The 24,725-nt window shown below is 68.4% G+C and carries 22 protein-coding genes and 2 pseudogenes; 6 read left to right on the forward strand and 18 right to left on the reverse strand.

Features of this window, described 5'->3' with window-relative positions:
- Nucleotides 1-148: 148 nt before the first annotated feature.
- The 4 genes from ACIBH2_RS08100 to uraD are packed head-to-tail and all read right to left on the reverse strand — an operon-like array spanning nucleotide 149 to nucleotide 3,221.
- Nucleotides 149-1,507, reverse strand: coding sequence for an 8-oxoguanine deaminase (locus ACIBH2_RS08100; RefSeq protein WP_397114726.1), 1,359 nt, complete (start codon nucleotides 1,505-1,507; stop codon nucleotides 149-151).
- A 16-nt stretch (nucleotides 1,508-1,523) separates the two neighbouring features.
- Nucleotides 1,524-2,399 carry a factor-independent urate hydroxylase gene (gene pucL / locus ACIBH2_RS08105; protein WP_397114728.1) on the reverse strand — a complete coding sequence of 292 codons (876 nt, stop codon included), beginning with the start codon at nucleotides 2,397-2,399 and terminating at the stop codon, nucleotides 1,524-1,526.
- Nucleotides 2,400-2,403: 4 nt separating this feature from the next.
- Nucleotides 2,404-2,703: a hydroxyisourate hydrolase gene (uraH, locus tag ACIBH2_RS08110; RefSeq protein ID WP_397114730.1), complete on the reverse strand. Its 300-nt coding sequence runs from the start codon at nucleotides 2,701-2,703 to the stop codon at nucleotides 2,404-2,406.
- Nucleotides 2,700-3,221: a 2-oxo-4-hydroxy-4-carboxy-5-ureidoimidazoline decarboxylase gene (gene uraD / locus ACIBH2_RS08115; RefSeq protein ID WP_397114732.1), complete on the reverse strand. Its 522-nt coding sequence runs from the start codon at nucleotides 3,219-3,221 to the stop codon at nucleotides 2,700-2,702. Before uraD ends, uraH begins: the two co-directional genes overlap by 4 nt.
- Before the next feature lie 163 nt (nucleotides 3,222-3,384).
- Between uraD and ACIBH2_RS08120 the strand changes: the two genes are divergently transcribed.
- Nucleotides 3,385-4,896, forward strand: coding sequence for a PucR family transcriptional regulator (locus tag ACIBH2_RS08120; RefSeq protein WP_397114734.1), 1,512 nt, complete (start codon nucleotides 3,385-3,387; stop codon nucleotides 4,894-4,896).
- Between the two features lie 21 nt (nucleotides 4,897-4,917).
- Here ACIBH2_RS08120 and glmS read toward each other — a convergent pair whose 3' ends face one another.
- Together glmS and ACIBH2_RS08130 are read right to left on the reverse strand one after the other, a co-directional pair.
- Nucleotides 4,918-6,744, reverse strand: coding sequence for a glutamine--fructose-6-phosphate transaminase (isomerizing) (gene glmS / locus ACIBH2_RS08125; RefSeq protein WP_397114736.1), 1,827 nt, complete (start codon nucleotides 6,742-6,744; stop codon nucleotides 4,918-4,920).
- 19 nt (nucleotides 6,745-6,763) lie between these two features.
- Nucleotides 6,764-7,036, reverse strand: coding sequence for a hypothetical protein (locus ACIBH2_RS08130; protein WP_397114738.1), 273 nt, complete (start codon nucleotides 7,034-7,036; stop codon nucleotides 6,764-6,766).
- Between the two features lie 99 nt (nucleotides 7,037-7,135).
- On the opposite strand from ACIBH2_RS08130, the gene ACIBH2_RS08135 reads away from it, so the two are divergent.
- Both ACIBH2_RS08135 and ACIBH2_RS08140 read left to right on the forward strand, forming a co-directional pair.
- Nucleotides 7,136-7,594 carry a GNAT family N-acetyltransferase gene (locus ACIBH2_RS08135; RefSeq protein WP_397114740.1) on the forward strand — a complete coding sequence of 153 codons (459 nt, stop codon included), beginning with the start codon at nucleotides 7,136-7,138 and terminating at the stop codon, nucleotides 7,592-7,594.
- An 8-nt stretch (nucleotides 7,595-7,602) separates the two neighbouring features.
- Nucleotides 7,603-8,079: pseudogene (locus ACIBH2_RS08140) on the forward strand (HAD family hydrolase); the annotation flags it as partial.
- 50 nt (nucleotides 8,080-8,129) lie between these two features.
- On the opposite strand, the gene ACIBH2_RS08145 reads toward ACIBH2_RS08140, so the two are convergent.
- Nucleotides 8,130-8,807, reverse strand: a complete 678-nt coding sequence (locus ACIBH2_RS08145; RefSeq protein WP_397114742.1) for a Pr6Pr family membrane protein — start codon at nucleotides 8,805-8,807, stop codon at nucleotides 8,130-8,132.
- A gap of 138 nt (nucleotides 8,808-8,945) precedes the next feature.
- On the opposite strand from ACIBH2_RS08145, the gene hrpA reads away from it, so the two are divergent.
- Nucleotides 8,946-12,950: an ATP-dependent RNA helicase HrpA gene (hrpA, locus tag ACIBH2_RS08150; protein WP_397114744.1), complete on the forward strand. Its 4,005-nt coding sequence runs from the start codon at nucleotides 8,946-8,948 to the stop codon at nucleotides 12,948-12,950.
- 65 nt (nucleotides 12,951-13,015) lie between these two features.
- Here hrpA and nrdR read toward each other — a convergent pair whose 3' ends face one another.
- The 3 genes from nrdR to ACIBH2_RS08165 all read right to left on the reverse strand — a co-directional run bounded on the left by nrdR (nucleotide 13,016) and on the right by ACIBH2_RS08165 (nucleotide 15,460).
- Nucleotides 13,016-13,492, reverse strand: a complete 477-nt coding sequence (gene nrdR / locus ACIBH2_RS08155) for a transcriptional regulator NrdR (protein WP_397114746.1) — start codon at nucleotides 13,490-13,492, stop codon at nucleotides 13,016-13,018.
- A gap of 84 nt (nucleotides 13,493-13,576) precedes the next feature.
- Nucleotides 13,577-14,851: a hypothetical protein gene (locus ACIBH2_RS08160; protein WP_397114748.1), complete on the reverse strand. Its 1,275-nt coding sequence runs from the start codon at nucleotides 14,849-14,851 to the stop codon at nucleotides 13,577-13,579.
- A 198-nt stretch (nucleotides 14,852-15,049) separates the two neighbouring features.
- Complete coding sequence (locus ACIBH2_RS08165) at nucleotides 15,050-15,460, reverse strand: hypothetical protein (RefSeq protein ID WP_397114750.1); 411 nt, start codon at nucleotides 15,458-15,460, stop codon at nucleotides 15,050-15,052.
- A gap of 249 nt (nucleotides 15,461-15,709) precedes the next feature.
- On the opposite strand from ACIBH2_RS08165, the gene lexA reads away from it, so the two are divergent.
- Nucleotides 15,710-16,432 carry a transcriptional repressor LexA gene (gene lexA, locus ACIBH2_RS08170; protein ID WP_397116886.1) on the forward strand — a complete coding sequence of 241 codons (723 nt, stop codon included), beginning with the start codon at nucleotides 15,710-15,712 and terminating at the stop codon, nucleotides 16,430-16,432.
- Between the two features lie 94 nt (nucleotides 16,433-16,526).
- On the opposite strand, the gene ACIBH2_RS08175 is transcribed toward lexA, so the two are convergent.
- From ACIBH2_RS08175 to ACIBH2_RS08205, 7 genes and pseudogenes are all read right to left on the reverse strand, one after another.
- Nucleotides 16,527-17,432, reverse strand: coding sequence for a zinc-binding alcohol dehydrogenase family protein (locus tag ACIBH2_RS08175; RefSeq protein ID WP_397114752.1), 906 nt, complete (start codon nucleotides 17,430-17,432; stop codon nucleotides 16,527-16,529).
- Between the two features lie 95 nt (nucleotides 17,433-17,527).
- Nucleotides 17,528-17,995 carry a DUF2231 domain-containing protein gene (locus ACIBH2_RS08180; RefSeq protein ID WP_397114754.1) on the reverse strand — a complete coding sequence of 156 codons (468 nt, stop codon included), beginning with the start codon at nucleotides 17,993-17,995 and terminating at the stop codon, nucleotides 17,528-17,530.
- Nucleotides 17,996-18,076: 81 nt separating this feature from the next.
- Nucleotides 18,077-18,646: a hypothetical protein gene (locus ACIBH2_RS08185; RefSeq protein WP_397114756.1), complete on the reverse strand. Its 570-nt coding sequence runs from the start codon at nucleotides 18,644-18,646 to the stop codon at nucleotides 18,077-18,079.
- A gap of 231 nt (nucleotides 18,647-18,877) precedes the next feature.
- Nucleotides 18,878-20,551 carry an alpha/beta hydrolase gene (locus ACIBH2_RS08190; RefSeq protein ID WP_397114758.1) on the reverse strand — a complete coding sequence of 558 codons (1,674 nt, stop codon included), beginning with the start codon at nucleotides 20,549-20,551 and terminating at the stop codon, nucleotides 18,878-18,880.
- A 99-nt stretch (nucleotides 20,552-20,650) separates the two neighbouring features.
- Nucleotides 20,651-20,959 carry a hypothetical protein gene (locus ACIBH2_RS08195; protein WP_397114760.1) on the reverse strand — a complete coding sequence of 103 codons (309 nt, stop codon included), beginning with the start codon at nucleotides 20,957-20,959 and terminating at the stop codon, nucleotides 20,651-20,653.
- 104 nt (nucleotides 20,960-21,063) lie between these two features.
- Nucleotides 21,064-21,759: pseudogene (locus ACIBH2_RS08200) on the reverse strand (isopenicillin N synthase family dioxygenase); the annotation flags it as partial.
- 150 nt (nucleotides 21,760-21,909) lie between these two features.
- Nucleotides 21,910-22,845 carry an acyl-ACP desaturase gene (locus tag ACIBH2_RS08205; protein WP_397116888.1) on the reverse strand — a complete coding sequence of 312 codons (936 nt, stop codon included), beginning with the start codon at nucleotides 22,843-22,845 and terminating at the stop codon, nucleotides 21,910-21,912.
- Nucleotides 22,846-22,969: 124 nt separating this feature from the next.
- Between ACIBH2_RS08205 and ACIBH2_RS08210 the strand changes: the two genes are divergently transcribed.
- Nucleotides 22,970-23,755, forward strand: coding sequence for an SGNH/GDSL hydrolase family protein (locus ACIBH2_RS08210; protein ID WP_397114762.1), 786 nt, complete (start codon nucleotides 22,970-22,972; stop codon nucleotides 23,753-23,755).
- On the opposite strand, the gene ACIBH2_RS08215 is transcribed toward ACIBH2_RS08210, so the two are convergent.
- The gene (locus tag ACIBH2_RS08215; RefSeq protein ID WP_397116890.1) at nucleotides 23,741-24,688 is read right to left on the reverse strand and encodes an oxidoreductase; all 948 of its coding nucleotides are present in this window, start codon (nucleotides 24,686-24,688) and stop codon (nucleotides 23,741-23,743) included. The two genes, ACIBH2_RS08210 and ACIBH2_RS08215, sit on opposite strands and share 15 nt — an antisense overlap.
- Nucleotides 24,689-24,725: the final 37 nt, after the last annotated feature.

Below are 24,725 nucleotides of genomic sequence, written 5' to 3' on the forward strand. Positions count from 1 at the left end.
ACCGTGGCGGTGCCTTGTCGAAGACCGGCGGTCTGCCCCTGTTGATCAACTGCTCCGGATGGTGCACACCGGTCGAGCCGGTATCCGGGGTACTACGGGTCGAGCTGTCGAGCTGTGCTTTCCTCCATAACTGCCGGGCCGAGTCCATTCATCGGGACTCCTGACGCAACAACCGTTTCCGGGCCAGCACACCGGCCTGTCCGACCATGTCGTGCGGCAAGGTGCGCAATTCGTCGTTCTCGACCACCGTGCGACCGCCGACGAGCAGCCGCGCCAGTGGCGGGGTGGGGCCGAAGACCAAGGCGCACACCGGATCCTCGACCGCGGCGCGGAAGCCGTCGACGCGCCAGATGGCGATATCGGCGAGCTTGCCGGGTTCGAGGGAGCCGATCTCGTTGTGCCGCCCCAGGTTTCGCGCACCGCCCAGGGTGCCCATGGCCAGGGCTTGGCGGGCGGTGAGTGCGGTCGGGCCGTGCACGGCGCGCTGGAACAGCATGGCCTGGCGCATTTCGCCCGCGAGCGAGGTCAATTCGCTCGACGCCGCGCCGTCCACGCCGAGGCCGACGGGCGCACCCGCGGCCAGCAGTTCGCTGACCCGAGCGATACCCGCGCCCAGCCGGGCGTTGGAGGTCGGGCAGTGCGCCGACCCGGTGCCGGTGTCGGCGAAACGGCGGATATCGGCGTCGTGCAGGTGCACCGCGTGGGCGAACCACACATCATCGCCGAGCCAGCCCAGCCGCTGCATGTATTCGACCGGCGTACAACCCATCTGCTCGCGGCAGTGCTCCTCCTCGTCCAGGGTTTCGGCGAGGTGGGTGTGCAGGCGCACGCCCTTGCTGCGCGCCAGCGCGGCGGCGTCGACCATCAGCCCCTCGGTCACCGAGAACGGCGAGCAGGGGGCGACGGCCACGCGCAGCATGGAGTCGAAGGCCGGGTCGTGGTACTTGTCGATGACCTCGGCGGTGTGCGCGAGGATGTCGTCGCGGCTCTCCACCACCTCGTCCGGCGGCAGACCGCCGTCGGACTGACCGCGGTCCATGGAACCCCGGCACGGATGGAAACGCAGGCCCACCTCCGACGCCGCGCGGATCTCGGCCTCGAACAGATCGCCGCGCCCCTTCGGGAACAGGTAGTGGTGGTCGCTGGAGGTGGTGCAGCCGGTCAGCGCCAGCCAGCCCAATCCCGCGGTGGCAGCGCCGTAGACGACATCGGCGTCCATGCGCCCCCAGGTCCGGTACAGGCCGGTCAGCCATTCGAACAGCGTCGAATCCTGAAACAGGCCCTGGGTCGCCCATTGGAAGAGATGGTGGTGGGTGTTCACCAGGCCCGGGGTCACCAGGCAGCCGGTGGCGGAGAGGCGTTGCGCGCCCACCACCGTCGGCGCCGGTCCGGCGCCGAGGCTCGTGATCCGGCCGTTCTCGACTACGAGGTGGCCGTGGGGGATCTCCTCGCCCACCACCGGGGCGATGTAGGCGTTTTCGATAATGAGCGCAGGCGGGAAATCCATTGTGTCGCTACCGTTCTCAATCCCAGGCCGGACCGGCGGAAGGGACCGAGCGCACCACGGTGCCCTCGATCAGCCCGTAGGGCCGATCCGCCGCGAAGAAGACCTCGTTGTCGTTGACCATGCCGAACGGCGACAGGTCCACCTCGAAGTGGTGCTTGTTCGGCAGGGCGAGCTTCACCTCGACGATATCCGGGCAGGTCTCGAGCACCCGCTCGCCCATCTCGTAGAGCGTCTGCTGCAGCGAGAGGCTGTAGGTATCGGCGAAAGCCTGGAGCAGGCAACGCTTCACGACCTCGTAGGACTTGTCCCATTCGACGGAGTCGCCGGAGTGCCGCCACTGCGCGGTGACCTCGGTGGCCAGAATGCGGTCGCGGGTCTCGCGCAGGGTGGTGTACTCGTCCTTCAGGAAGCCGTGGAACTCCGAGTTGGTGGAGTTCAGCACCACCAGATCCTTCAGGCCGCTCACCACCCAGGCGCGGTCGCCGTCGTAATGCACCACGGCGGTGCGGGTTTCGCGGCCCGAGCGCACGAACGAATGCGGATGGGCGTTGAGCCCCACCACATTGCGCTCCCAGGTGTACTCCTCCAACTCGATCCGCGCGTGGTGGATGGTGGGCTGGGAGTCCACGTAGTGGCGCGCCAGCAGCAGGCCGAACTCCTCCGGGGAGGCGATGCCGTACTTCTTGGCGAAGGCGTAGACCGTGTTCTTCTGGGTGTCGGTGGGCAGCACCGTGGAGTTGTCGCCGGTGTAGTGGACGGCTTCCATGTCACCGGAGAGCGCCGAGCTCACATTGAGATCGCGGATCTCATGTTTGGTCCCGTTCTTGGTGACACGGACGACGCGGTTCTCCGCCTTGCCGTATCGGTTGGGCCCGAGCTTGATGGTCGACATGGTTTCAGCTACCTCGATAGGTGGAGAAGGAATAGGGACTGAGCAACAGCGGCACGTGATAGTGCTCGGCCGGGTCGGCGACCACGAACGCGATCGTGACCGAGGGGTAGAAGGGGCTGATGTCGCCGGTGTGGAAGACCAGGCGGTGCGGCCCGGATTCGGGGGCGGGCAGGTCCTTGACGCGTCCGTCGGCATCGGTGCGGGCGTCGGCCAGCAGGCGGCCGTCGGCGCTCTCCAGCCGCACCGGGATGCCCTCGGCCGGGCGGCCGGTCGCCGCGTTCAGCACATGGGTCGACAGACTCATAACAGCCCCAACAGCTTTCGGATTCGAAGGACGGCGATCTCGGTCAGTTCGGCGCGCACCACGGCCTGCTCGTCCTCGACGCTGTTGCGCAGCCGCCGATGCAGGGCGGCGAGCACCTCGTCGGCGCCGCGGCCGGTGGCGCGAATCAGGAAGACGTGACCGAAGCGCTCCTCGTAGGCGAGGTTGCCCGCGACCAGCGCGGCCTGGACCTCGGCGTCCGGGGTGGCCGCGCCGGACTGTTCCTGCCGCGACCACTCGGCCTCCTGTGCCGAGAGCGCCGCGGTGCGGGCGGCCTCACGCTCGCCGATGCGCGGATGCGCCGACAGCGCCTCCAGAACCTCGCTCCAGGCGAGTTCCGCGATCCCCGCCGCCGCGGCCTCGACCAGGCTCGCCTCCTGGGCGTAGGGCCGGTTCGCCACCATCTTGCGCGCCCACTGTCGTGACGCACAGCAGGTGAACAACTGCTCCTCGGCTTCTTCGAGGGGCAGCGACCCGAGCCATTCCAGCCGACTCGACATCCGACCTCCATCCTTTTCGCTTGCTGTCGGTAAGTACAGCCGCCGTGCGGCGTGAGCGGCAGGGACGAGATCTCCGAACCTGTGGCCCAGTTCACACCGGGTGATTTGTAGATACATCCAAGTTCGGTAACCCGATGGTCACCGGCTGTTAGCCTCGGCAATCATGCGTTTGCGCTCCCTGCTCGCCATGACCGAACTGGGTCTCGAGCTCGTCACCGGAGAAGACGAGCTCGACCGATTCGTGCGGTGGGTGGTCACCACCGACATGCTGGACCCGAGTCGCTACCTCTCGGGCGGCGAACTCGTGCTCACGGGCCTGCAATGGCGGCTCGAACCCGCCGACAGCGAGGCCTTCGTCGGCGCGCTGGCCCGGGCCAAGGTGGCCGGGCTGGCCGCCGGTGACGCGCTGTTCGGCGAGCCGCCCGCCGATGTGCTCGAGGCGTGCCAGCGCCATCGCATTCCGCTGTTCCGGGTGCCGGAGCAGATCGCGTTCGCCACGGTGACCGAGCATGTGAACCGCAAACTCTCGACCGGGCGGGCGGCGGATCTGGCCGCGATCCTGGACCAGCACCGCCGACTGGTCTCCGGTGACGGTCTGGATTCGGTGCTGGAGCTGGTGGAACGCACGCTCGGCATGCCGTGCTGGGTGATGTCGTCGACCGGGCGGGTGGTGGCGGGTCCGGCCGCGCAGCCGCCGTCGGTGCTGCGCTCGGCCTTTCTCGCCGCCCGCCGACTACCGCACGTGCTGGCCGTCGAGGACACGCGGTATTCACTGTTCGCGGTCGATCCCGACGGCACCTCGCGGGTAGCGGATTGGTGTCTGGTGTTCGCGGGCGACTTCCGGGACTGGCCCGAGGAGCGCCGCACGCTGGTCGGCGAACTCGCGGCGGTGGTCTCACTGGAGCGCGCCCGCCAGGACGATCGGCAGAGCGCCGAGGGGCGTTTGGCGCAGGAGCTGATCGAGCTCATCGTCTCCGACGGCAAGCCCGCCGAGATCGTCTCGCGCCTCGAACTCACCGGGCTGGCCCTGGCCGACCGGTATCTCGCGGTGGCCGCGACCGCCGACTCCGGTGCCGTCCGACCGCGGGAATTGCGCTCTTTGTTGCGCGAAATCCTGTACGACCGAAGCCCTGCCGCCGGTGTGGTCGACGGCGAGGCCATCTTCCTCATTCCGCTCGGGGACGAGAAATCCTCGCTCGACGACCGCATCCACCGTGCCGTCGAGGGCTTGGAGCCCGGCCTTCAGGGCAGTCGACTGTCGGTGGGCATCAGCGGCGCGGTCGACGGCGAGGGGCTGCGCGGCGCGGTCGAGGAGGCGCGCTATGCCCGCCGCATGGCCGCCGAACGGTTGCAGCCGACCAGTATCGTGCGCCACGACGAGCTGGCCACCCACATGCTGCTGTTGGCCAGCGTGCCCGACGAGGTGCGGCGCATGTTCCGGGTGCGGCTGCTGGATCCATTGAGCAACTACGACAAGGACAATCGCGCCGACCTGGTGCGCACCCTGGAGACGTTCCTGGAGCTGTCCGGCTCCTGGGCGCGCTGTTCGGAGATCCTGCACGTGCACGTCAATACGCTGCGCTACCGCATTCAGCGCATCGAGGAGCTCACCGGGCGCGATCTGTCCCGGCTCGAGGATCGAGTGGACTTCTTCCTGGCGTTGGCGTTGCGCTGACGAGCGCCGTGCTGGCGAAACCTATTCCACCGTCACGCTTTTCGCGAGATTGCGCGGCTTGTCGATATCGCGGCCCAGCTCGCGTGCCAGGTGGTAGGCGAACAGCTGCAGCGGCACCGTGAGCAGGATGGGGTCGAGCTCGCGGGTGGTGTGGGGTGCGCGAATCACCGCGTCCGCCAAGCCTTCCGGGAGTTCGGCATTGGTGACCGCGATGACCGGGCCGCCGCGGGCCTTGATCTGTTCGATGGTGGCGATGTTCTTCGACAGCAGTTCGTCGTCGGGAACCAGGACCACCGAGGGCATTTCGGGGTCGATCAGGGCGAGCGGGCCGTGCTTGAGCTCGGAGGCCTGGTACGCCTCGGCGTGAATGTAGGAGATCTCCTTGAGCTTCTGCGCACCCTCGCGCGCCACCGGCCAGCAGCGCACCCGGCCGATGAAGAACATGCGGCGGGCATCCTTGAATTGCCGTGCCACGGCGGCGATCTCCGCGTCCATGGCGAGCACCTCGGCGACCCGGTCGGGCAGCGCGGACAGCGCCGAGACGACGCGGGCGCCGTCGGCGACGCCGAGATCGCGGACCCGGCCCAGCAGGGTGGCGAGCAGTGCGAAGCAGACGCTCATATTGGTGACGGCCTTGGTGGAGGCCACCGAGACCTCCGGCCCGGCATGCAGGAAGACGCCGCGACCGCATTCGCGGGCAATGGCGCTGCCGACGCCGTTGACGACGCCGATCACCTGGCCACCCTTGCGCTTGAGCTCCTGCACCGCGGCCAAAGTGTCGGCGGTTTCCCCGGATTGGCTGACCGCCACATACAAGGTGTCGCGCTCGACCACCGGATTGCGGTAGCGGAACTCCGAGGCCGGTTCGGCATCGGCGGGCAGCCGGGACAGTTCCTCGACCAAGCTCGCGCCGAGCTGGCCCGCGTAGTACGCCGACCCGCAGCCGAGGAACTTCACCCGCCGAATCGCCCGCAGCTCACGGGGATCCAGGCGTAGGCCGTCCAGCCGCGAGGTGGCGAAACGCTCGTCGAGACGGCCCAGCAGCGCGCGCCGAATGGCGTCGGGCTGTTCGCTCATCTCCTTGTGCATGAAGTCTTCGTGGCCGCCGAGGCGGAAGTCGGCGTCGTCGAGTTCGACGGTGGTGGGCGTCTTGGCGGTGCGCTGCGCTTGCAGGGTGCTGGTGTGGAAATCGTCGGCGGTGAGGGTGGCCAGTTCACCGTCGTCGAGGAAGACCACGCGTTGGGTGTGGCGCACCAGCGCGGCGACATCGGAGGCGACGAACATCTCGCCCTCGCCGATGCCGAGCACGATGGGACTGCCATTGCGCGCGACCACGAGTTCCTGCGGGTGGCGCTGGTCCAGCACGACCAGGCCGTACGCGCCCTCCACCTCGGTGAGCGCGGCGCGCACCGCGTCCTCGAGGGTGGCCGCGCCGCCGTCGAGGGCCGCGGCGATCAGGTGCGCGAGGCATTCGGTGTCGGTCTCGGAGACGAAGGCCACCCCGGCGCTGCCGAGTTTGGCGCGCAGCGCGTCGGCGTTCTCGAGAATGCCGTTGTGCACCACCGCGATCCGCTTGGCGGCGTCGACGTGCGGGTGCGCGTTGGCCTCCGACGGCTCCCCGTGGGTGGCCCAGCGGGTGTGGCCGATGCCGATGGTGCCCGGACCGCCGTCACCGACCAGATCGCGCAGTTCGTCGACGCGCACGGCGGCCTTGGTGATCTTCATCCGACCCCGGTTGAGCACGGCGATACCCGCCGAGTCGTAGCCGCGGTACTCCAGCCGCCGCAGGCCCTCCAGGATGATCGGTGTCGCCGCCCTGTGGCCGACATAGCCGACGATTCCGCACATACGCTCTCCCGTTTCGTGTTCAGCCGTAGACCATGCGCCGCAGCTGGCGCTCGGTCAGCTCGCCCGCCCGCACCGGCCGCGTGGCCAGTTCGTCGGCGATCTCCGCCCAGATCTCCGCGTTCTTGCGTCCGCGCCCGCGCAGCTCGGCATGGCGACGACGCACGTACTCCTCGGTGGTCTCACCGAAGTAGGCGATGACATCGGCGACCACGCGGGCCGCGACCGCGACCGGCAAGCCGGTGGACCCGACGACATGGCGAACCAGGTCGCGAGACGGATCGGTTGCGGGCACGCCGACCACCCTAGACACTCGGAGACCGATTGCCACAACTTTCCTGCCCGATTTCGGGCACGAATTCATGCGACAGCGGTACCCCGCTAGCCTGGCCGCATGCGCATCGTTGTCGACGACCTCACCGGTCCCCCGGTGATCGCCCTGCTCGAGGCCCATCTGGCCGAGATGATCGCCAGCTCCCCCGCGTGCAGCATGCATGCCCTCGACCTGGACGGGCTGCGCATGCCCGAGATCACCTTCTGGTCGGTCTGGGACGGTACGGAGCTGGCGGGCTGCGGCGCGCTGAAGGAGCTCGACACCACGCACGGCGAGATCAAATCCATGCGCACGGTCGACGCGTTCCGGGGCCGAGGCGTAGCCGGTCTGCTGTTGCGCCACATCATCAACGAGGCGGTGGCGCGCGGTTACGAACGGCTGAGCCTCGAGACCGGGGCCGGTGCGTTCTACCTGCCCGCCGTCCGCCTCTACGAGCGGCACGGCTTCGAGCTCTGCGGCCCGTTCGCGCACTACACCGAGGACGGCGACAGCGTCTTCATGACCCGGTCCCTACGCTGATGACCGTGATGGTGGGCTTCGATCTCGATATGACCCTGGCCGATACTCGCGCGGGCATCGGGGCCTGTTATGCCCGGCTCGCCGCCGAGACCGGGGTCGCCATCGACATCGACCTGGTGACCTCGCGGCTCGGCCCGCCCCTCGAGATGGAGCTGGCGAACTGGTTCCCTGCCGACGAGGTGGCGGCCATGGTGACGCGGTATCGGGAGCTGTACCCGGAGATCGCGGTTCCGGCCAGCAAGGCCATGCCCGGGGCGCGGGAGGCCATCGAGGCAGTTCGTGCCAGCGGCGGGCGAACCATGGTGGTATCGGCCAAGAATCACCGTGACACGGTGGCGACGGTGGAATTCCTGGAGCTGCCCGTCGATGTGGTGCGCGGCGGGCTGTGGGCCGCCGAGAAGGGCATCGCGCTGCGCGAGCACGGGGCCGAGGTGTACGTGGGTGATCATCCCGGCGACGTGGATGCCGCGCGGGCCGCGCACGCCTTCAGCCTGGGCGTGGCCACGGGTGGGTTCAGCGCGCGGGCGCTGCGGGATTACGGGGCCGACGAGGTGTTGTCGGAGCTGACCGAATTCCCGTCCTTCTGGCGTGACGCGCCGATCCAGCCGCCGAGCAGTCCGTCCACCGCCGCGACCGCGACCGCCAGCAGCGCGAAGACCACGACCAGAATCGCCAGGCCGAGTGCCAGCGAGACGTAGCCCTGACCGCGCGGATCCAGGAACGGGTAGGGGTACCAGTCCACGATCGGGCCGCGCACGAGCGAATAGACGCCGTAGACAATGGGATAGACGAGCCACAGGCCGACCAGTCGGCCGCTGACGGCGAGTCGCCCGGCGACCAGGAGCCAGTCCACGAAGAGCACGATGGGCAGGACGCGGTGCTGGACGGTATTGATCCACTGGTCCGACAGCATGACGTCGATATCGGCGAGCAGGACCGCGTAGATGATCCCGGTGATCACCAGATAGAGCGTGGCCGCGCCGCGAAACAGCTGCCAGCGATGTGATCGCGGGTCGCGCAGGCCGCCGATCAGCAGCACCAGCACGCCGAGCACATTGGACTGGATGGTGAAGTAGCTCCAGTAGTTCGCGGCCGAGAAGGTGGCCACATCGATATTGCGCACCGGTATCCAGGCCAGCGCGACGACGCCGAGCACTCCGAACGCAATCCGCGCCAACCGAATCCACAGCGGTGTTCCTGATCTGGCGATCATGATCAAGATCGTCGCATACGACGGGCCCGCGACGGCGTTGATTCGCCGGGGTGGCTATTGCCGAGCAAGCTGTGACGGCGCCCTCTGCCACCGCCGACGGGCAAACCAGGCAAAGACTTCGCTACGCTGGTCGATGCAATGACCAGGACCGCCGCCACCTCCCGCGAGCTTCGTTCCCGCCTGGCAGATCTCTCGATCCGCGACGAATACCGATTGCGTCGGCGGCTCGACAAGGTCCGCGGCGGAGACCTCACCGCACTCGAAGCCGAGATCGACGCCGCCGCCGCGCGCGTCGCCACCCGCCGCACCGCGGTGCCGACCATCCGCTATCCGGAGCAGCTGCCGGTCTCCGCGCGCCGCGACGATATCGCCAAGGCCATTGCCGAACACCAGGTCGTGATCGTGGCCGGTGAGACCGGTTCGGGCAAGACGACCCAGCTGCCGAAGATCTGCCTGGAACTCGGGCGCGGGATTCGCGGGACCATCGGACACACCCAGCCGCGGCGACTGGCGGCACGCACGGTGGCCGAGCGCATTGCCGAGGAGCTCGGGACCGAACTCGGCGATGTGGTGGGCTATACGGTCCGCTTCACCGATCAGGCGTCGGATCGCACGCTGGTCAAGCTCATGACCGACGGCATTCTGCTGGCCGAGATCCAGCGCGACCGGCTGCTGCGACGCTACGACACGATCATCATCGACGAGGCGCACGAACGCAGCCTCAATATCGACTTCCTGCTGGGGTATTTGAAGCAGCTGCTGCCGAAGCGGCCCGATCTGAAGATCATCATCACTTCGGCGACCATCGACCCGGAGCTGTTCGCGCGGCACTTCAGCGACGAGAAGGGCACGCCCGCACCGATTGTCGAGGTGTCGGGGCGGTCGTATCCGGTGGAGATCCGGTATCGGCCACTGTCGCTGGAGGTTCCGCTCACCTCCGACGACGCGGACGACGAGGACACCGAGATCGTCGACCGCGACCCCACCGACGCCATCGCCGACGCGGTGCGGGAGCTACAGCGCGAGGGCGACGGGGACATTCTGGTCTTCCTCTCCGGTGAGCGCGAGATCCGCGATACCGCCGACTCGCTGCGCGACCTGAAGCTCGCGCGCACCGAGATCCTGCCGCTCTACGCGCGGCTCTCGGCGGCCGAACAGCACAAGGTGTTCAGCGCGCACACCGGTCGCCGGGTGGTGCTGGCCACCAATGTGGCCGAGACCTCGCTGACGGTGCCTGGTATCCGGTACGTGATCGACCCTGGCACCGCGCGTATTTCGCGGTACTCCATGCGCACCAAGGTGCAGCGGCTGCCCATCGAACCGATTTCGCAGGCCTCGGCGCGACAGCGGTCGGGGCGCTGTGGCCGTGTGGCCGACGGTATCGCCATTCGGCTCTACTCCGAGGACGATTTCGAGTCGCGGCCCACCTTCACCGAACCGGAGATCCTGCGCACCAATCTGGCGGCGGTCATTCTCCAGATGACGGCGCTGGGACTCGGTGATATCGAAGGGTTTCCGTTCGTGGAGGCCCCGGACGCACGGGCCATTCGCGACGGCATCGCGCTGCTCGAGGAGTTGGGCGCGCTGGGGCGGCGCTCCGAGGAGGAATCGGCCAAGCGTCCGGGGATTCCCGACGCCGGGCTGGTACTCACCCCCATCGGCCGCGAAATGGCGCAACTGCCGGTGGATCCGCGCATGGCGCGCATGCTAGTGGAGGCCAATCGCAACGGCACCCTCGCCGAGGTACTGAAAATCGTTGCCGCGCTGTCGATTCAGGATGTGCGCGAACGACCCGTCGACCACCAGCAGGCCGCCGACACCAAACACGCGCGGTTCACCGTGGAGGGGTCGGACTTCCTGGCCTACCTGCGGCTGTGGGATTACCTGGGCGAGCAGCGCAAGGCGTTGTCGTCCAACCAGTTCCGGCGCATGTGCCGCGACGAGTTCCTGCACTACCTGCGCATTCGGGAATGGCAGGACCTGCACGGGCAGCTGCGCACCATCACCCGCGGGCTGGGCTGGACGGTGGAGGAGCGCACCGCCGCCCCGGCCACCGCCGACGACGCGCTGCCCTGGGACACCACGGCCATCCATCAGGCGCTGCTCGCGGGCATGCTGTCGCATCTCGGTGTGCGCGAAGCGGAGTCGCGCGAGTTCCTCGGCGCGCGCAATGCCAAGTTCATGATCTTCCCGGGGTCGTCGCTGGCCAAGAAGCCGCCGCGCTGGGTCATGGCGGCCGAACTGGTGGAGACCTCGCGGCTGTGGGGGCGCATGGCCGCGCGGATCGAACCGGAGTGGGCCGAGCGGCTGGCCGGGGATTTGGTGAAACGCACCTACTCCGAACCGCATTGGTCGAGTAAGCGCGGGGCAGCCATGGCCTACGAGCGGGTCACGCTCTACGGCGTACCGCTGGTGACGCAGCGGCGGGTGGACTTCGGGCGTATCGACGCGCAGCTTTCCCGCGAGCTGTTCATTCGCCATGCCCTCGTGCAGGGCGAGTGGCAGACCAAACACGCCTTCTTCCAACGCAATCGGGATCTGCTGGAGGATGTCGCCGACCTCGAGCACCGCGCCCGCCGTCGCGACATTCTCGTCGACGACGAGGTGCTGTTCGGCTTCTACGACGAACGCGTACCGGCCGATGTGGTGTCGGTGCGGCACTTCGACAGCTGGTGGAAGAAGGAGCAGCGCAAGAATCCGGATCTGCTCGACTTCACCGCCTCCACCATTGTCAACGAGGACGCGGCGCTGCTGGATCCGACCGCCTACCCGGACAGTTGGCGGCAAGGTGAGCTGACCTTCCCGCTCACCTACCAGTTCGAGCCGGGCCAGGCCGATGACGGTGTGACCGCGCATATTCCGGTCGCGCAGCTGGCGCATGTGCGGGCCGTCGGCTTCGACTGGCTGGTGCCCGGCATGCGCGAGGAGCTCGCGGTCGCGCTCATCAAGACGCTGCCGAAAACGCTGCGGCGCATGGTCGTTCCCGCACCGGACTTCGCGAAGGCGGCCCTGGAGCGGCTCACCCCGCGCGCCGAACCGCTGCGTACCGGGCTGGCGCGGGAGCTGTCGCAGCTGGGGTCGATCACCATCTCCCCCGGGGATCTCGACCCGGCCGGTCTGCCCGACCATTTGCGCATGACCTTCGCCGCCACCAATCCGGCGGGCGAGATCGTCGCGCGCAGCAAGAGTCTGGCGGAGCTGAAAACCACACTCGCCGACCAGGTGTCGAAGTCGGTGGCGCGGGCCAATACCGCCGCCGAACGCGCGCCCGCCACGGTGTGGACCTCGGAATCGCTCGGCACGCTGCCGCAGGCGGTCAAGCGGCAGGTCGGCGGGCAGACGATCACCGGGTACCCGGCGCTGGTGCCCGAGCAGCAGGGCGTCGCCGTGCGCGTGCTCAGCTCACCCGGGGAACAGGCCGCCGCCATGCGCGCGGGCACCCGGGCATTGCTGCTCTCCGCGATTCCGACCTCGCCGCGCACCGTCACCGCGGGACTGCCACCGACGGATCGCCTTGCGCTGAGCCAGAATCCATACGGATCACTGGACGCGCTGTTGGAGGACTGCCGCGCCAGTGCCGCCGACGAGCTCATCGCCGCGAACGGCGGACCGGTGCGCAGTCCGGAACAGTTCCAGGCGCTGGTGGAGAAGGTGCGGCCGAAGTTCACCGAAACCGTCGCGCGCACAGTGCGTCTGGTGGTGCCGGTACTCGCCGAAGCGCACCGCGTGCGCTCGGCTCTCGCCGACACCCGCGACCGCGAGGCCGTCGACGATGTCACGCATCAGCTCGACGACCTCGTTTTCCCGGGCTTCGTCTCCGAATGGGGCAGCGCCCGACTGCGCGAACTGCCGCGCTACCTGGAGGCGGCGCGGATTCGTCTGGAGGCCTTGCCCGCCGCCGCGAACCGCGACCGCCAAGCCATGGCCGAACTCGACCGCGTGCACGCCGCCTACGACCGGCTGCTCGCCGCGCTCCCCGAGTCCCGCAAGACCGGCCGCGATGTCACCGAAATCTGGTGGATGATCGAGGAATTGCGCGTCAGCCTCTTCGCCCAGCAGCTAGGGACCCCATACCCGGTGTCCGCCAAGCGCATCGAGAAGGCCATCGACACCGTGCGAAAGGCTCCGCCGCCGCGCCGGTGAACGACGGCCCCTCAGGGTCGGGTCGTTGATCGGCCCAGCCATGCGGCGGGTGCTCGTCAGGGGGGTCAGTTCTGCGCGGCGGCGACCGCGGTCTCTTCGCGGTGTTTGCGTAGCTCGGCGATCTCGCGTTCGAAATCCTCGGCGGAGCTGAAGGATCGGTAGACCGAGGCGAAGCGGAGGTAGGCGACCTCGTCGAGATCGCGCAGCGGGCCCAGAATGGCCAGGCCGACCTCGTGGCTCGGGACCTCGGGCGCGCCCTTGGCGCGCACCGCGTCCTCGACCTGCTGGGCGAGCAGGTTGAGGGCGTCGTCGTCGACCTCGCGGCCCTGGCAGGCGCGGCGGACACCGCGGATCACCTTCTCGCGGCTGAACGGTTCGCTCACGCCGCTGCGCTTGACCACCGACAGAATCGCGGTCTCGACCGTGCTGAAGCGTCGCCCACACTCCGGGCAGGCACGCCGCCTTCTGATGGCGGTGCCTTCCTCGGCCTCACGCGAGTCGACCACCCGCGAATCCGGGTGTCGGCAGTACGGGCAATGCATCCGGGATCCTTCGTCGGCGTTCGGGTCCTCAGCAATCCCGAGGATACCCGGCCACACGCGCCTATTGCGCGCCCGGCCTGGTCATCACGCGGTGAGCTGCCATTGCGAGGACACGTCCGCCAGCAGATCCGGCAGTCGCATCACCAGTCTCCCGTGTACCAGCTTGTCCGAGAACGGTTCGGCCAGAACAGGTCTCGCGACCGCCGGATTCGCCACCATGGCGAGGTAGCTGGGCAGCAGGTCATGGGTGATGTAGTGCCAGCGGGTCGCGCGGTCGGCCCAGTTGAAGTCGGGCAGCGGGGTGCGCAGCGAGAGCGTGCGGCCACCGGCCGCCACGGTGAGGGTGGTGGGCGCGAAGACGCCCGGTGCGCGCACGCCCGGGACGGCGGCCTTCCCCGCAATGGTGCTGACATAGGTCATGACCCGACCCATGGCGCCGCGGCCGCCCGAGGTGACATCCCATTGGTCGGCGATGATCTGGTTCTGTTCGCGGTCGGTCATGCGCACCGTCGCGTCGGCCAATCCCTCGGGGGTGCCGGAGTCGAGACCCCGCCAGGCCAGAATGGCGTTCTCGTCGAGCACCCCGGCCTGGTACATCTCCTCCACACCGGCCAAACCCTCGGCGGCGTACGCCTCGTGCATGGGCACCTGGTCGAGGAAGATGTGCTTCTGCATGATGAGCAGCCGCGTCTGGTACCAGACCAGGTCCTCGGCGGTCAGTCGGGCACCCTCGGCACCGAGGGTCCGAATATCCGAGGGCAGCGCGTCCAGCAGTTCCGGCGGCGTGCCGCGCAGCAGATCGGCGACGGCGCTGCCGAGTTGGTGAACGCCGGGGACACTGACAATGGCGCTCACATCGCCCATATCGAAGAATCCGGAGGCGAAGGAACCGCCCGCCAGACCGGCCAGGCCCACCCAGTAGAAGTCCGGGTGCTGGTTGTTGAGCCGCAGATAGTTCACATACACCTGGGTGAAGGTGCGGCTGTTGGCGGCCACTCCGCGCTGCGGATCCCACCCCGCCAGATCGATATCGGCATTGCGGGTCGCCACCGCCAGCCAGTACTGGTGCAGGAGTGTGGCGTAGCGATGGGGCGCGATACCGGCCGCACGCGCCTGATCGAGCGCGGCGCGCAACGGCTCCGGATCGAGCGGCAGCGCCGGATGCAGACCGCCACCACCGACGCCGTCACCGTTGACCGACGGCAGATCCAGGTATGCGGCATAAGCCGATTCGGCGTGCGCCGCGGGCAGCGCCGACAGCGTGCCGGGGACCGAGACGAAGCCCACCGCCAGGCAGGTCAGCAGTCCGAGGGTGCGGACGGTGGCGCGAGTCCGGCGTGTTCTGGTGCGGCGTGTCATCGATCGCGAAATCCCCTGCTGATTGCCGCCGATCCAGCCGGATCGACGTCGTGTTGCCTCTGTCACATCCCGAGGAAAGTAGCAACGCGTTGCAGTTTTCGATCAACAATTTCGGCCACACCGCATGGCCGGTCGGACCGACCGGGGTCGAACCACTTCCGCGGCGGCCTTCCCCAGTCGCCGCGGAAGCGCGGAGGGCTAGCGCGGGACCGCGGGCGCGATCTCGGAAGGCACGGTCTGCGAACCGAATTCACCGGCACGCAGCTGGGCCAGGGCAATGAGGCCGGTCACCGCGAGCGCGGTGACCAGGGCCGTGATGGCGAGGACCGCGAGACCGGCCTGGGCGCGCTGCACGCGGCTCAGCGAACGGCGACCGGGCAGCGACTCGGATTCGGTGCGGACCACGACGTGGCCCCGGCGCGTCCGCACGCGACCGTAGGAGACCGAGCCCGAGCGCGGGCGCGCCTCGCACGGCCGCCGATCCAGGACCGGTCGGTTCGCGGGCGCGCCGACACGCGCGGGGGCGAAGTGCGCGCGAATGGCGCGCGGGATGGTGTCGAAGCCGAGATCGCTACCGAGGGAATCGAATTCGCTGACCACAGTGCGCATCGAACAAACCTCCAAGGTGGGCTTATGCTTGATGTACCGGACTGGTTCGATCATGTGTTCGAAGAACTGATGTTCGAATTTCTACCACGCCCCACCGACAAACCCAAGCATTTCCGAGACATGCGTCGAACAGATGTTTGATCCAGGGCCGCGCGCGGTCTAGAGTCGAACCACGAATTCCGGTTGCTACGAATTCCGGTGAGACACAGCAGGGAACGGAGGACGACGGCGGTGAGCGAACACGGCGGCGTGGACGGTGACAACGGACCGGTCGGCGAGGGCAGCACCGAATCGTCCGGCGGCGGGACCGATCTCACGGTCCGCCAGCGCAAGGTACTGGAGGTCATCCGGACCTCGGTGAGCGACCGCGGCTATCCGCCCAGCATTCGCGAGATCGGCGATGCGGTGGGCCTCACCTCGACGTCCTCGGTGGCGCACCAGCTGCGCGCCCTCGAGCGCAAGGGCTATCTGCGCCGCGATCCGAATCGCCCGCGCGCCGTGGATGTTCGAGGTCTGGACGAGACGGCCGTGCGCGCCGCGGGCGTGACCCAGCTGCGCCCGATCAGCTCCGAGACCCCGGACAGCGGCGAGCACCCGACCCCGACCTACGTACCCGTCCTCGGCCGCATCGCCGCCGGTGGTCCGATCCTGGCCGAGCAGGCGGTGGAGGATGTGTTCCCGCTACCCCGCGAACTGGTCGGCGAGGGTTCGCTGTTCCTGCTCAAGGTGGTCGGTCAGTCCATGGTCGACGCGGCCATCTGCGATGGCGACTGGGTGGTCGTCCGCCAGCAGAATGTGGCCGACAACGGCGATATCGTGGCGGCCATGATCGACGGTGAGGCCACCGTGAAGACGTTCAAGCGCACGGGATCCCAGGTGTGGCTGATGCCGCACAACCCGCTGTTCGAGCCCATTCCGGGTAATGACGCGCAGATTCTGGGCAAGGTTGTCACGGTGATCCGCAAGATCTAGCCGTGCTGAACCGCCGTGGCCGGGCAGCCGCCCGCAGACCGGGTGCCGGGCCACGGCGGTTTTTCTCTGTCCAGGTTTGCCCCGTCCGCGAGCGCTAGGCCGCGAAGGAGACGGCGACGCGGCCGAGATTGCGGCGCGTGACCACGAGGTCGACGGCCTCCCCGACCTGCTCCACGGGCACTACCGTGCAGTGCGGGCGCAATCGCCCGGCGGCGTACAGCTCGAACAGTTCCCGGCGGTAGCCGTCGATCAGCTCCGGCTGCGTCCGGCCGAGCAATCCCATCGAGAAACCGGTGACGGTCTTGAGATCGGCCAGCAGAGCGCTCAATTCGACCGTGCCGCCGCCCGCGCTGAAGGCGACGAGCCGACCGTGCGGTCCGAGCGCCGCGACGCCGCGCGCTGCCAGTTTGCCGCCGATGCCGTCGAGCACCACATCCACCGGCTCACCCCAGTCACCGACATAGTCGACCACCTCGTCGGCACCGCACTCGCGCAGGAATTCGGCCTTGTCGGCAGTGCTCGCCGCCGCGATCACCCGCCGTGCGCCATCGGCTTTGGCGAGTTGGACCGCCAGGTGTCCGACGCCGCTGGCGGCCCCGGTGACGAGTACGGACTCCCCCGGCGCGAACCGACCGGCCCGCAGCGCGCCCAGGGCCACCAAGCCGCCGCGCACCAACCCGAGGGCATCGGCGGCGGGGACGGAGTCCGGTACCTCGGTCACCAATTGCGGTGCGGCCAGCGCGTATTCGGCGAAGAGCCCCGCGAAGACGACACCGCCGACGCGTCTGCCGAGCCAGCTCGGCGCGACATCCGGCCCGACCTCGACCACCTCACCGATGATCTCGCCGCCCGGATCGGCGCCCTTGCCGCCGTCGATCATGCGCACCAGGCCGATGCCGACGCCGGAGAGTTCGGTGCGGATCAGTAGTTGGCCCGCTTCCGGTCGCGGCCGCTCGACCTCGATGGTCTCGGCGGCGGGGACGAAGCGAATCTTGCGCATGCGCGCACTCCTTTCGACGGGACAACGACCCGAACCTATCCTGACACTATTTTTGTGTCAAACATAAATTTCGAGCCGTCCTCATCGCAGGATGCTCACTCGACCGAGGTGATACCTCCCCACACCGCACGCGTACCCGACTCCCCGACCCGGTAGATCTGCACACTCGCCGCCACCCCGGCGAGGACCGCCAGCACGATGAAGACGCTCACGGCACCCTTGCCGACGGCAGCGCCACGTTGCTCCTGCCAGTGCCAGAGCAGCAGGATCAGCGCCACCACGAGCAGCGGGATCACGAAATACAGGGTGGAGCCGCCGAGTTCGACATGCTCCTCGATGGCCGGTGTGGAGCCGACCTTGCCGCGCAACCACTCTCCGGCCTCCGTGGTGAGCGGCGTGAGCGCCACGACCGCCACGGCGAGGGCGGCGGTGAGCCAGACCAGTCGCCGCCGGGCGGCGGCCCACAGCGCCGAGACGACGAGCAGTGCCGCGGCCAGGGGCACGAGTACGAGCAAGGCGTGCACCAGGAGTGCGTGTGCGGGTAAGCCGTTGATGGTCGACATGGCGGCACCTCGATTCCGTCGCGCGGATACCGGGATAACGTAGCCCGGGCGGGGACGGTTCGGGTGTCAGGCGGACACGGCCTAACTGGACAGCGGCGCGTTCGGGTCGATCCGAGTCAGCAGTTCGGTGGCATGGTCGGCATTGTCGGAGTCGTCCGGCTCGGTCGCGGTGAGAGCGGCCGTCGGCACATCGCCGGGGCCCTGCACCGGTACGGCCAGGTAGCCGAGCAGCTCATGACCCACCGGCAGGGTGAGCGCGGCCGAGCCGCGGTCGTAGGCGATGAACGCCAGATTCTGGCCGAGGACGGACCGCACGGTGTCGAGCCACTGCTCGTCGGTGACACGGCAGTCGGCCCAGGGGAAGTACTCGAGTCCGGTGCGCAGGAAGAACCGGTCCCGAATGCCCGCGCGGCGCAGCAGGTCGCCGTGCCATTCGTCGATGCGGGGTTTGGCGGTTCCGGCGTAGATGCGCTGATGCGGGGCCGCGGTGGCGGTCGCGAAATTCGCGAGGGTGTCGAGCAGCTGCTGGGGCAGCTCGTCGGCGCGGACGAAGCCCTGCACCTCGAGCCCCTGGAGCAGTCGCGGGAGTTCACTCGCCCGCCGCTGATCCTCGTGAAGCTTGAACTTGCGTCGAATGCTGTCGCTACGCATCTACGTCCTGCCCGAACCGATCACGTCGACGCGTACAGCACCACACGAATCCGCTTGCGCAGGAATCTCGCCAGCGGTGATAACCATCGTCGAACCTTCCAACTACACCCTCATCAGATTCCGCGCCGAATGTCCGGCATGGGCGCTGTGCCCCGGATCACACGCACCATAACACGGTCAATCGTCCGAAAAGTACCGAGAGCAATCATCCAGTGAACGTTTAATACGAGATCAGCGGGGGTACTGGCCTGCGATGATCTCGCCCTGGGTGGCCAAGCCGGGGTTGTCCAGGTCCCAATACGCGCTGTGCGCGCGGGGGTTCGACAGCATCGAGAACGGCGGCGGCAGCGGGACGCCCAGACCCGATGCCGATTCGAAAACCGTTGCGCCGAACACACGTTCGGTCGGTGACACCCCGTGCGCGAGCCCGCCGACGATCGGGATCGGATCGGCCGGGTCGGCGGTCGCGAAGACGTGATCGCGGTTCTCGGCGACCGGCACCCCCTCGAGCCGCAACTCCCCCACATGATCGGCCTCCACCCCCGGACTTCCGACGAAGATCACATCATCCGCCGCCACGGACCCACCGTCGGAGAGCGCGACGCCGATCACGGTCGAGCCGTAACTGTGGCCCACGAGGGTGTTGTGCGACGGCGGCCCGGTGTGGCTGGCCCGCAAGCCGTCCTGGAAGCGGTCCAGCGCCGGGGCCGCGTCGGTGGCCCGGTCCGAGCTCACCGCGGCGGGCAGATCGGGCGGCGCGTGGTAGCCGTACCAGGCGATCACCGAGGTGCGGGCCGATTCCTCGGCGCGGTCGGCCGCGTCGAGCAGGGCGCGCGACCGGTCGACACCCTGACCGAGGGTCGTCAGCGAGGCCGCCACGCCCGGGACGAAGGTGGCGATATCGCGGGCGGAGTCCGGATTGCCGAGCGCCACCGCGCCGCGGCCTTGATCATCGATGCCGTAGAGGAACCGAGTCGGCCCGCCACCGGCGAGTCGGTCGGCGACCGCGTCGTAGCCAGCGAGGCGCGTGGCGATCTCGGCACGGGCCGATTCCCATGCGCGGGCCTGCCGCCATTGTTCGGGCGTATCGGGCAGCCCCGACCCGTCGGCCCAATCCGGGTGCGCGGCTTGGAGAGCCGCGTACTCGGCCCGCGCCGTGACACGCAGGTGGTCGAGATGCCGTCGGTTGTAGAAATCCTTGGACACGGCGGGGATTCCGTCGCGCGCGCCGAGCGTCGGGTCGTAGGCGAACAACGCGTCGCGGTCGGCCGGGGCAAGCGACTCCCAGAGTTCGTGCATGACGAATGGGTCGTCAGGCAGGAAGGCGGTGCCGTCGAGCACGGCTCGCACACGGGGGTCGAGGGCCGCGCCGTGCGGATTCAGGTCCAGCGCGGCGAGGGCAGCCGCGGCCTCGGCGAGTTGCGCGGCCACGGTGCGGTCGATCTCCCCGGCGGTGTCGAGGAGCGGGATCATGCGCGCTTGCAGTTCGACGGCCTTGGCGTCGAAGCAGGCTTGCAGCGCGAGATCCAGTGCGCGATAGCCCGTATCGGCCTCGGGCGCCGTAATTCTGCCGTCGTCGGCGACCACGCACCCGTGCGCGCGGGCCTCTCGCTCGACAGCGACCACGGCCGACCGCACCTCATCGAGATTCCCGGCATCGGCGAACGCGTCCGCGATATCGAGCACGACCGCACTGACATGATTCCCCGCCAGCTGAGAGTCCAACGCGCGCAGAGCGGCGGCGGCCGCGGCGTCCCCGCGCCAATCCTCCAGCGCCGCATCCACACACCGGCCCGCTCGCCGCATGGCGGTATCGAAGGCCAGATTCGCGGCGACCAACCCATCACTCACCGCGGCGGCGACAGCAGGCTCCCATCCACGAACCTGCGATACGGTCGCGCGCACCAGCCCTCCCTCGCTACCACGCGGCCGCGGCTGGGCCGCCTCCCTACCCCGCTTCCGTGCTCGGAAGGACAGCGCCCGGGCGGCTACGCCGGACCCGAATCACGGTGTGCCGTGTAGGTATTCGTCGAGTTGATCGGTGAAGGCGCGGTTGGCGGCCTCGTAGGTGGTGGCGCTGTGTTCGGCGGTGTCGGCCATGGTGCGCAACTGTTCGGCCATGTCGTGTACCGCTGTGCGTAGGGGTGGGTTGACACCGGCCGCCGCGACGCCTATCGCTGAATTCGACATGGCGCGGGCGGCTTTGGCGATCAGGTCTATCGGGTCGATGGCGCTGATGGCGTCGGATTCGGCGCGCAGGCCAGCGGCCATGACCCGCAGTGCGTCGAGGTCGGCGCGCAGTGTGTCCCCCATGGAAACCCCCTTGTCTGCCAGCGAATGTAGCAGCGGCAAGGGTGCTGTGCAGGGTGAGATTCGGGGCTGTGGACAAACTTGTGGCTATCCACAGGGCGGGCGATTCAGGGTTGTGCGGCGGCGCGGACGCGGGCGGCCTCGCGGGCGGCATTGGTATTGATGCGGCCCTGGCGGGATCCGGCGAGTTTGGCCTGGATGTGGTCGCGCACGAGGATTGGTTCGTAGGCCATACCGTCGGCGTCGATGTGGTCGGGCAGGGTGGCGATGACGGCGTCGATATTGCCGTCGTGGAAGAAGGCGGCCGAGCGGCGGCGGCGGATGGCGCCGTCCACGATGGGCGGTTTCACACGGTGCAGGGTGGACATCCAGCGGTCGTTGGTGAGTCGCGCGGTGAGGTCGCCGAGGTTCACCAGCAGCGCGCCGTCGGCGGGGGCGACATCGTGCCAGACGCCGTCCTTGCCGAGCACCTGGAGTCCCGCGACCTGATCGGCCCACAGCACGGTGACCAGGCCGTAGTCGGTGTGCTCGCTCATACCGGTCAGCTCCCGCACCCCGGTGTCGGTGCCGTCGGGCAGCGCGTAGTTGTTCATACGCAGCACATCCACCGAGTGGTCGGTGAGGTGGGCGAAGAAGTCCGGGGCCAATCCCAGCGCGTCGGCGAAGATCCGTGTCAGCGTCCGCGCCACCCGCCCGGCGTGTGCGTAGTACGCCTCGACGCGCGCCTCGAAATCCGCGACGTCGGGCCACACATTGCGACCGTAATCGTCCTCGGAGAGTGCGAGTCCGGTGAACGAGCGCGCTCACGAGCGACCCGCGCCCGCTCCGCCTCCGACCCGCCCGTCACATACGGTCCGATATCGATGGCGGGAACCTCGAACGGCTTGTTCTCCGACACGCTCATGGGCACTCCTCGCGGTGGGAAATCCGTCGAGATCAACGGTAGGGCACCGCTACGCGCGCCGCGCGGCCTCACGCGCCAGGGCGCGATCGCGCTGCTCCTCGAACCGCACCACATCCTTGCCCATCTTCTCCAGAAATGCCCCGAGCTCCTCGCGAATCCGCTCGCCCCGTGGACCGAAGTCGTTGCGCTCGAAGATATTCCACTTGCGCAGCACCGGCTGCACGACTTCTTCGAGATGCTGGCGCAGATCGTAGATGCCGTGTTTGGCGATGAGCACGCTGTTGCGCCGGAAGTTCGGCATACCCGCGCCGGGCATCTTGAATTTCCGAATGATCTCGGTGATGGCGTCGAGCGCGTCGTCGGGCACGAGGTCCAGCGCCGCGCCGCAGATATTGCGGTAGAAGACCATGTGCAGGTTCTCGTCGGCGGCGACCCGCTGCAACATGCGGTCGGCGACGGGATCCTGGCACACCTTTCCGGTGTTGCGGTGCGAGACCCGCGTCGCCAATTCCTGGAAGGTCACATACGCCACGCCGTGCAGCAGGCCGTTGTCGCCGGTATTGGTGGGATTGTCGACGCCCTGGGTCATCACCACCATGCGTGCCTGTTCCAGCGCCACGGGGTCGACTCCCCGGGTCACCACCAGATAGTCGCGCATGACGATGCCGTGCCGGTTCTCCTCGGCGGTCCACCGATTCACCCATTCGCCCCAGGCGCGGTCGCGGGAGAACGATTCGGAGATGAGGCGGTGATAGGAGGGCAGATTGTCCTCGGTGAGCAAATTGACCACCATGGCGGCCTTGGCCAACGGGCTGAGCCTGGATTGCCCGGGCTCCCAGTCGATTCCGTCCATCTCGGCGAAATTTCGCCCCTCGTCCCAGGGCACGTAGTCGTGTGGATGCCACTCCTTGGCCATGGACAGGTGCCGGTTCAGATTCTGTTCCGCTACCGGTTCGAGTTCTCTCAACAATTGCAGGGGCGTCATGGATTTCGCCACGGTGGTGATTCCTGTCTGCGAGCTCGTCCATCGCGAGCGTACTCGGGTACGACGATCGAGGTGGCGTGTCCCGACCGGCGGTTACCCTGGGTAAATCGGCGAAAGAGGGACGATGCGGACAAGTCGACCGCACCGCCTGCCGGTCCTGGCGGTGCTCATCGCGGCCGCGGCGGCGACGACCGTCGCGGCGGCTCCGGTGCGCTCCGCGCCGCTGTTCGAACGGTATGTGGCGCTGGGTGATTCGTCGGCGGCGGTCGGTTCGGTGGACCGGCTACAACCCGGCAGCCCGCGTTTCTGTAGCCGTGCCGCCGATAATTACCCGTCGGTTCTCGCCCACATGCTGAAGGTCGCCGAGTTCGCCGATATGTCGTGCAGCAGCGCCAGAACCGAGCACATGACGACCCCGCAGACCGGCCGCGGCGGTACGGCGAATCCCCCGCAATTCGATGCGCTCACCGCCGACACCGATCTGGTGACCGTCACTCTGGGCGCGAACGATATCGGCACCATCAACGTCAATGTCATCAGCGACGCCCAGCGCGAACTCATCCGCCAGCGCGTCGGTGCCGTCCTCGACGAGATCCATCGGCGCGCACCGCGGGCCACCGTGGTGCTCACCGCCTACCTGCGCTATTTCCCGCCCGGCGGCGGCTGTCACGGATTCTTCGACCAGGGCGGCCAGCAGCGCCTGACGGATACGCTGCGCGCCACCGCCGACGCGCACGAGGCGCGTTTCGTCGACGTCTTCGCCGCGACCGGACACGATATGTGCCAACCACCCGGCGCCAATTGGGTCAACGGCCCGTCCCCCGACACCAGGACGGTGCCCTTGCACGCCAATGTCGCCGGTCAGGCCTACCTGGCCACGGCGATCGCCGCCGCCCTACCCGATCGATGACCGCTGCGGCCACTCGTAGCGCACCCCGGTGAGCCGCTCGCTCAACCGCCACAGTGCCCGCGCCTGGGTACGGCTGTAGGCCAGCGGATTTCGCAGCGTGCGACGCGGATAGCCCGCGAACTCGAAGCCCGGCCCGAGGTAGGTGTTGCCCGGTACGTCCGGCATGGTGGCGGCGTAGAGCTGCGGCAGCGCGCCCATTCGATCGGGTTGAGCCAGCGCGACGAGCGCCTTCTGCTGCAACCCCGCCAGTGTCGCGAGTGCGCCACGCTCGCCACCGAGATCGTAGAGGTGCGTCGCGGACAGTCCCGGATGTGCCGCCACCGCGACGAGTTCGGTTCCCGCCTGCCGGGCGCGCCGGTTCAGCTCGGCGGTGAACAGCAGGTTCGCCAGCTTGGACTGGCTGTAGGCGAGCCAGCGCAGATACACCTGCCGCCAGTTCGGGTCCAGCCAGTTGATCACCCCGCCCCACGCCGCCACCGACGAGACCGTCACCACCCGAGGCGTGGGCGCGCGCAGTAACGCGGGCAGGACAGCGGCCGTAAAGGCGAAGTGGCCCAAATGATTCGTCCCGAACTGCGCGTCGAAGCCGTCGGCGGTCCGCGAATGTCGCGGTAGCGCCATCACTCCCGCGTTGTTGACCAGCACGTCGACCTGGCCCACACTCACGTCGACGTGATCACCGGCGCGCCGGATGGCGGTCAGATCGGCCAGATCCAATGGCAGCACTTCGGGTTTGGGCCCGGTGGCCGCGGCGGCGACGGTCTCCAGCGCCGCAGCGGCCTTGATCTCGTTGCGGCAGGCCAGCAGCACATGCGCGCCCTTGGCGGCCAGGGCCTCGGCGGTGCGCAGCCCCAAGCCGCTGTTCGCGCCGGTCACCACCGCGGTCTTGCCACGCTGATCGGGAATGTCCGCGGCGGTCCAGCGGCGGGGAATCACGGGAACGGTCGACACTGCCCCTCCTACATTCGAT

The sequence above is a fragment of the Nocardia sp. NPDC050406 genome, from assembly GCF_044459025.1.
Taxonomy (GTDB): Bacteria; Actinomycetota; Actinomycetes; order Mycobacteriales; family Mycobacteriaceae; genus Nocardia.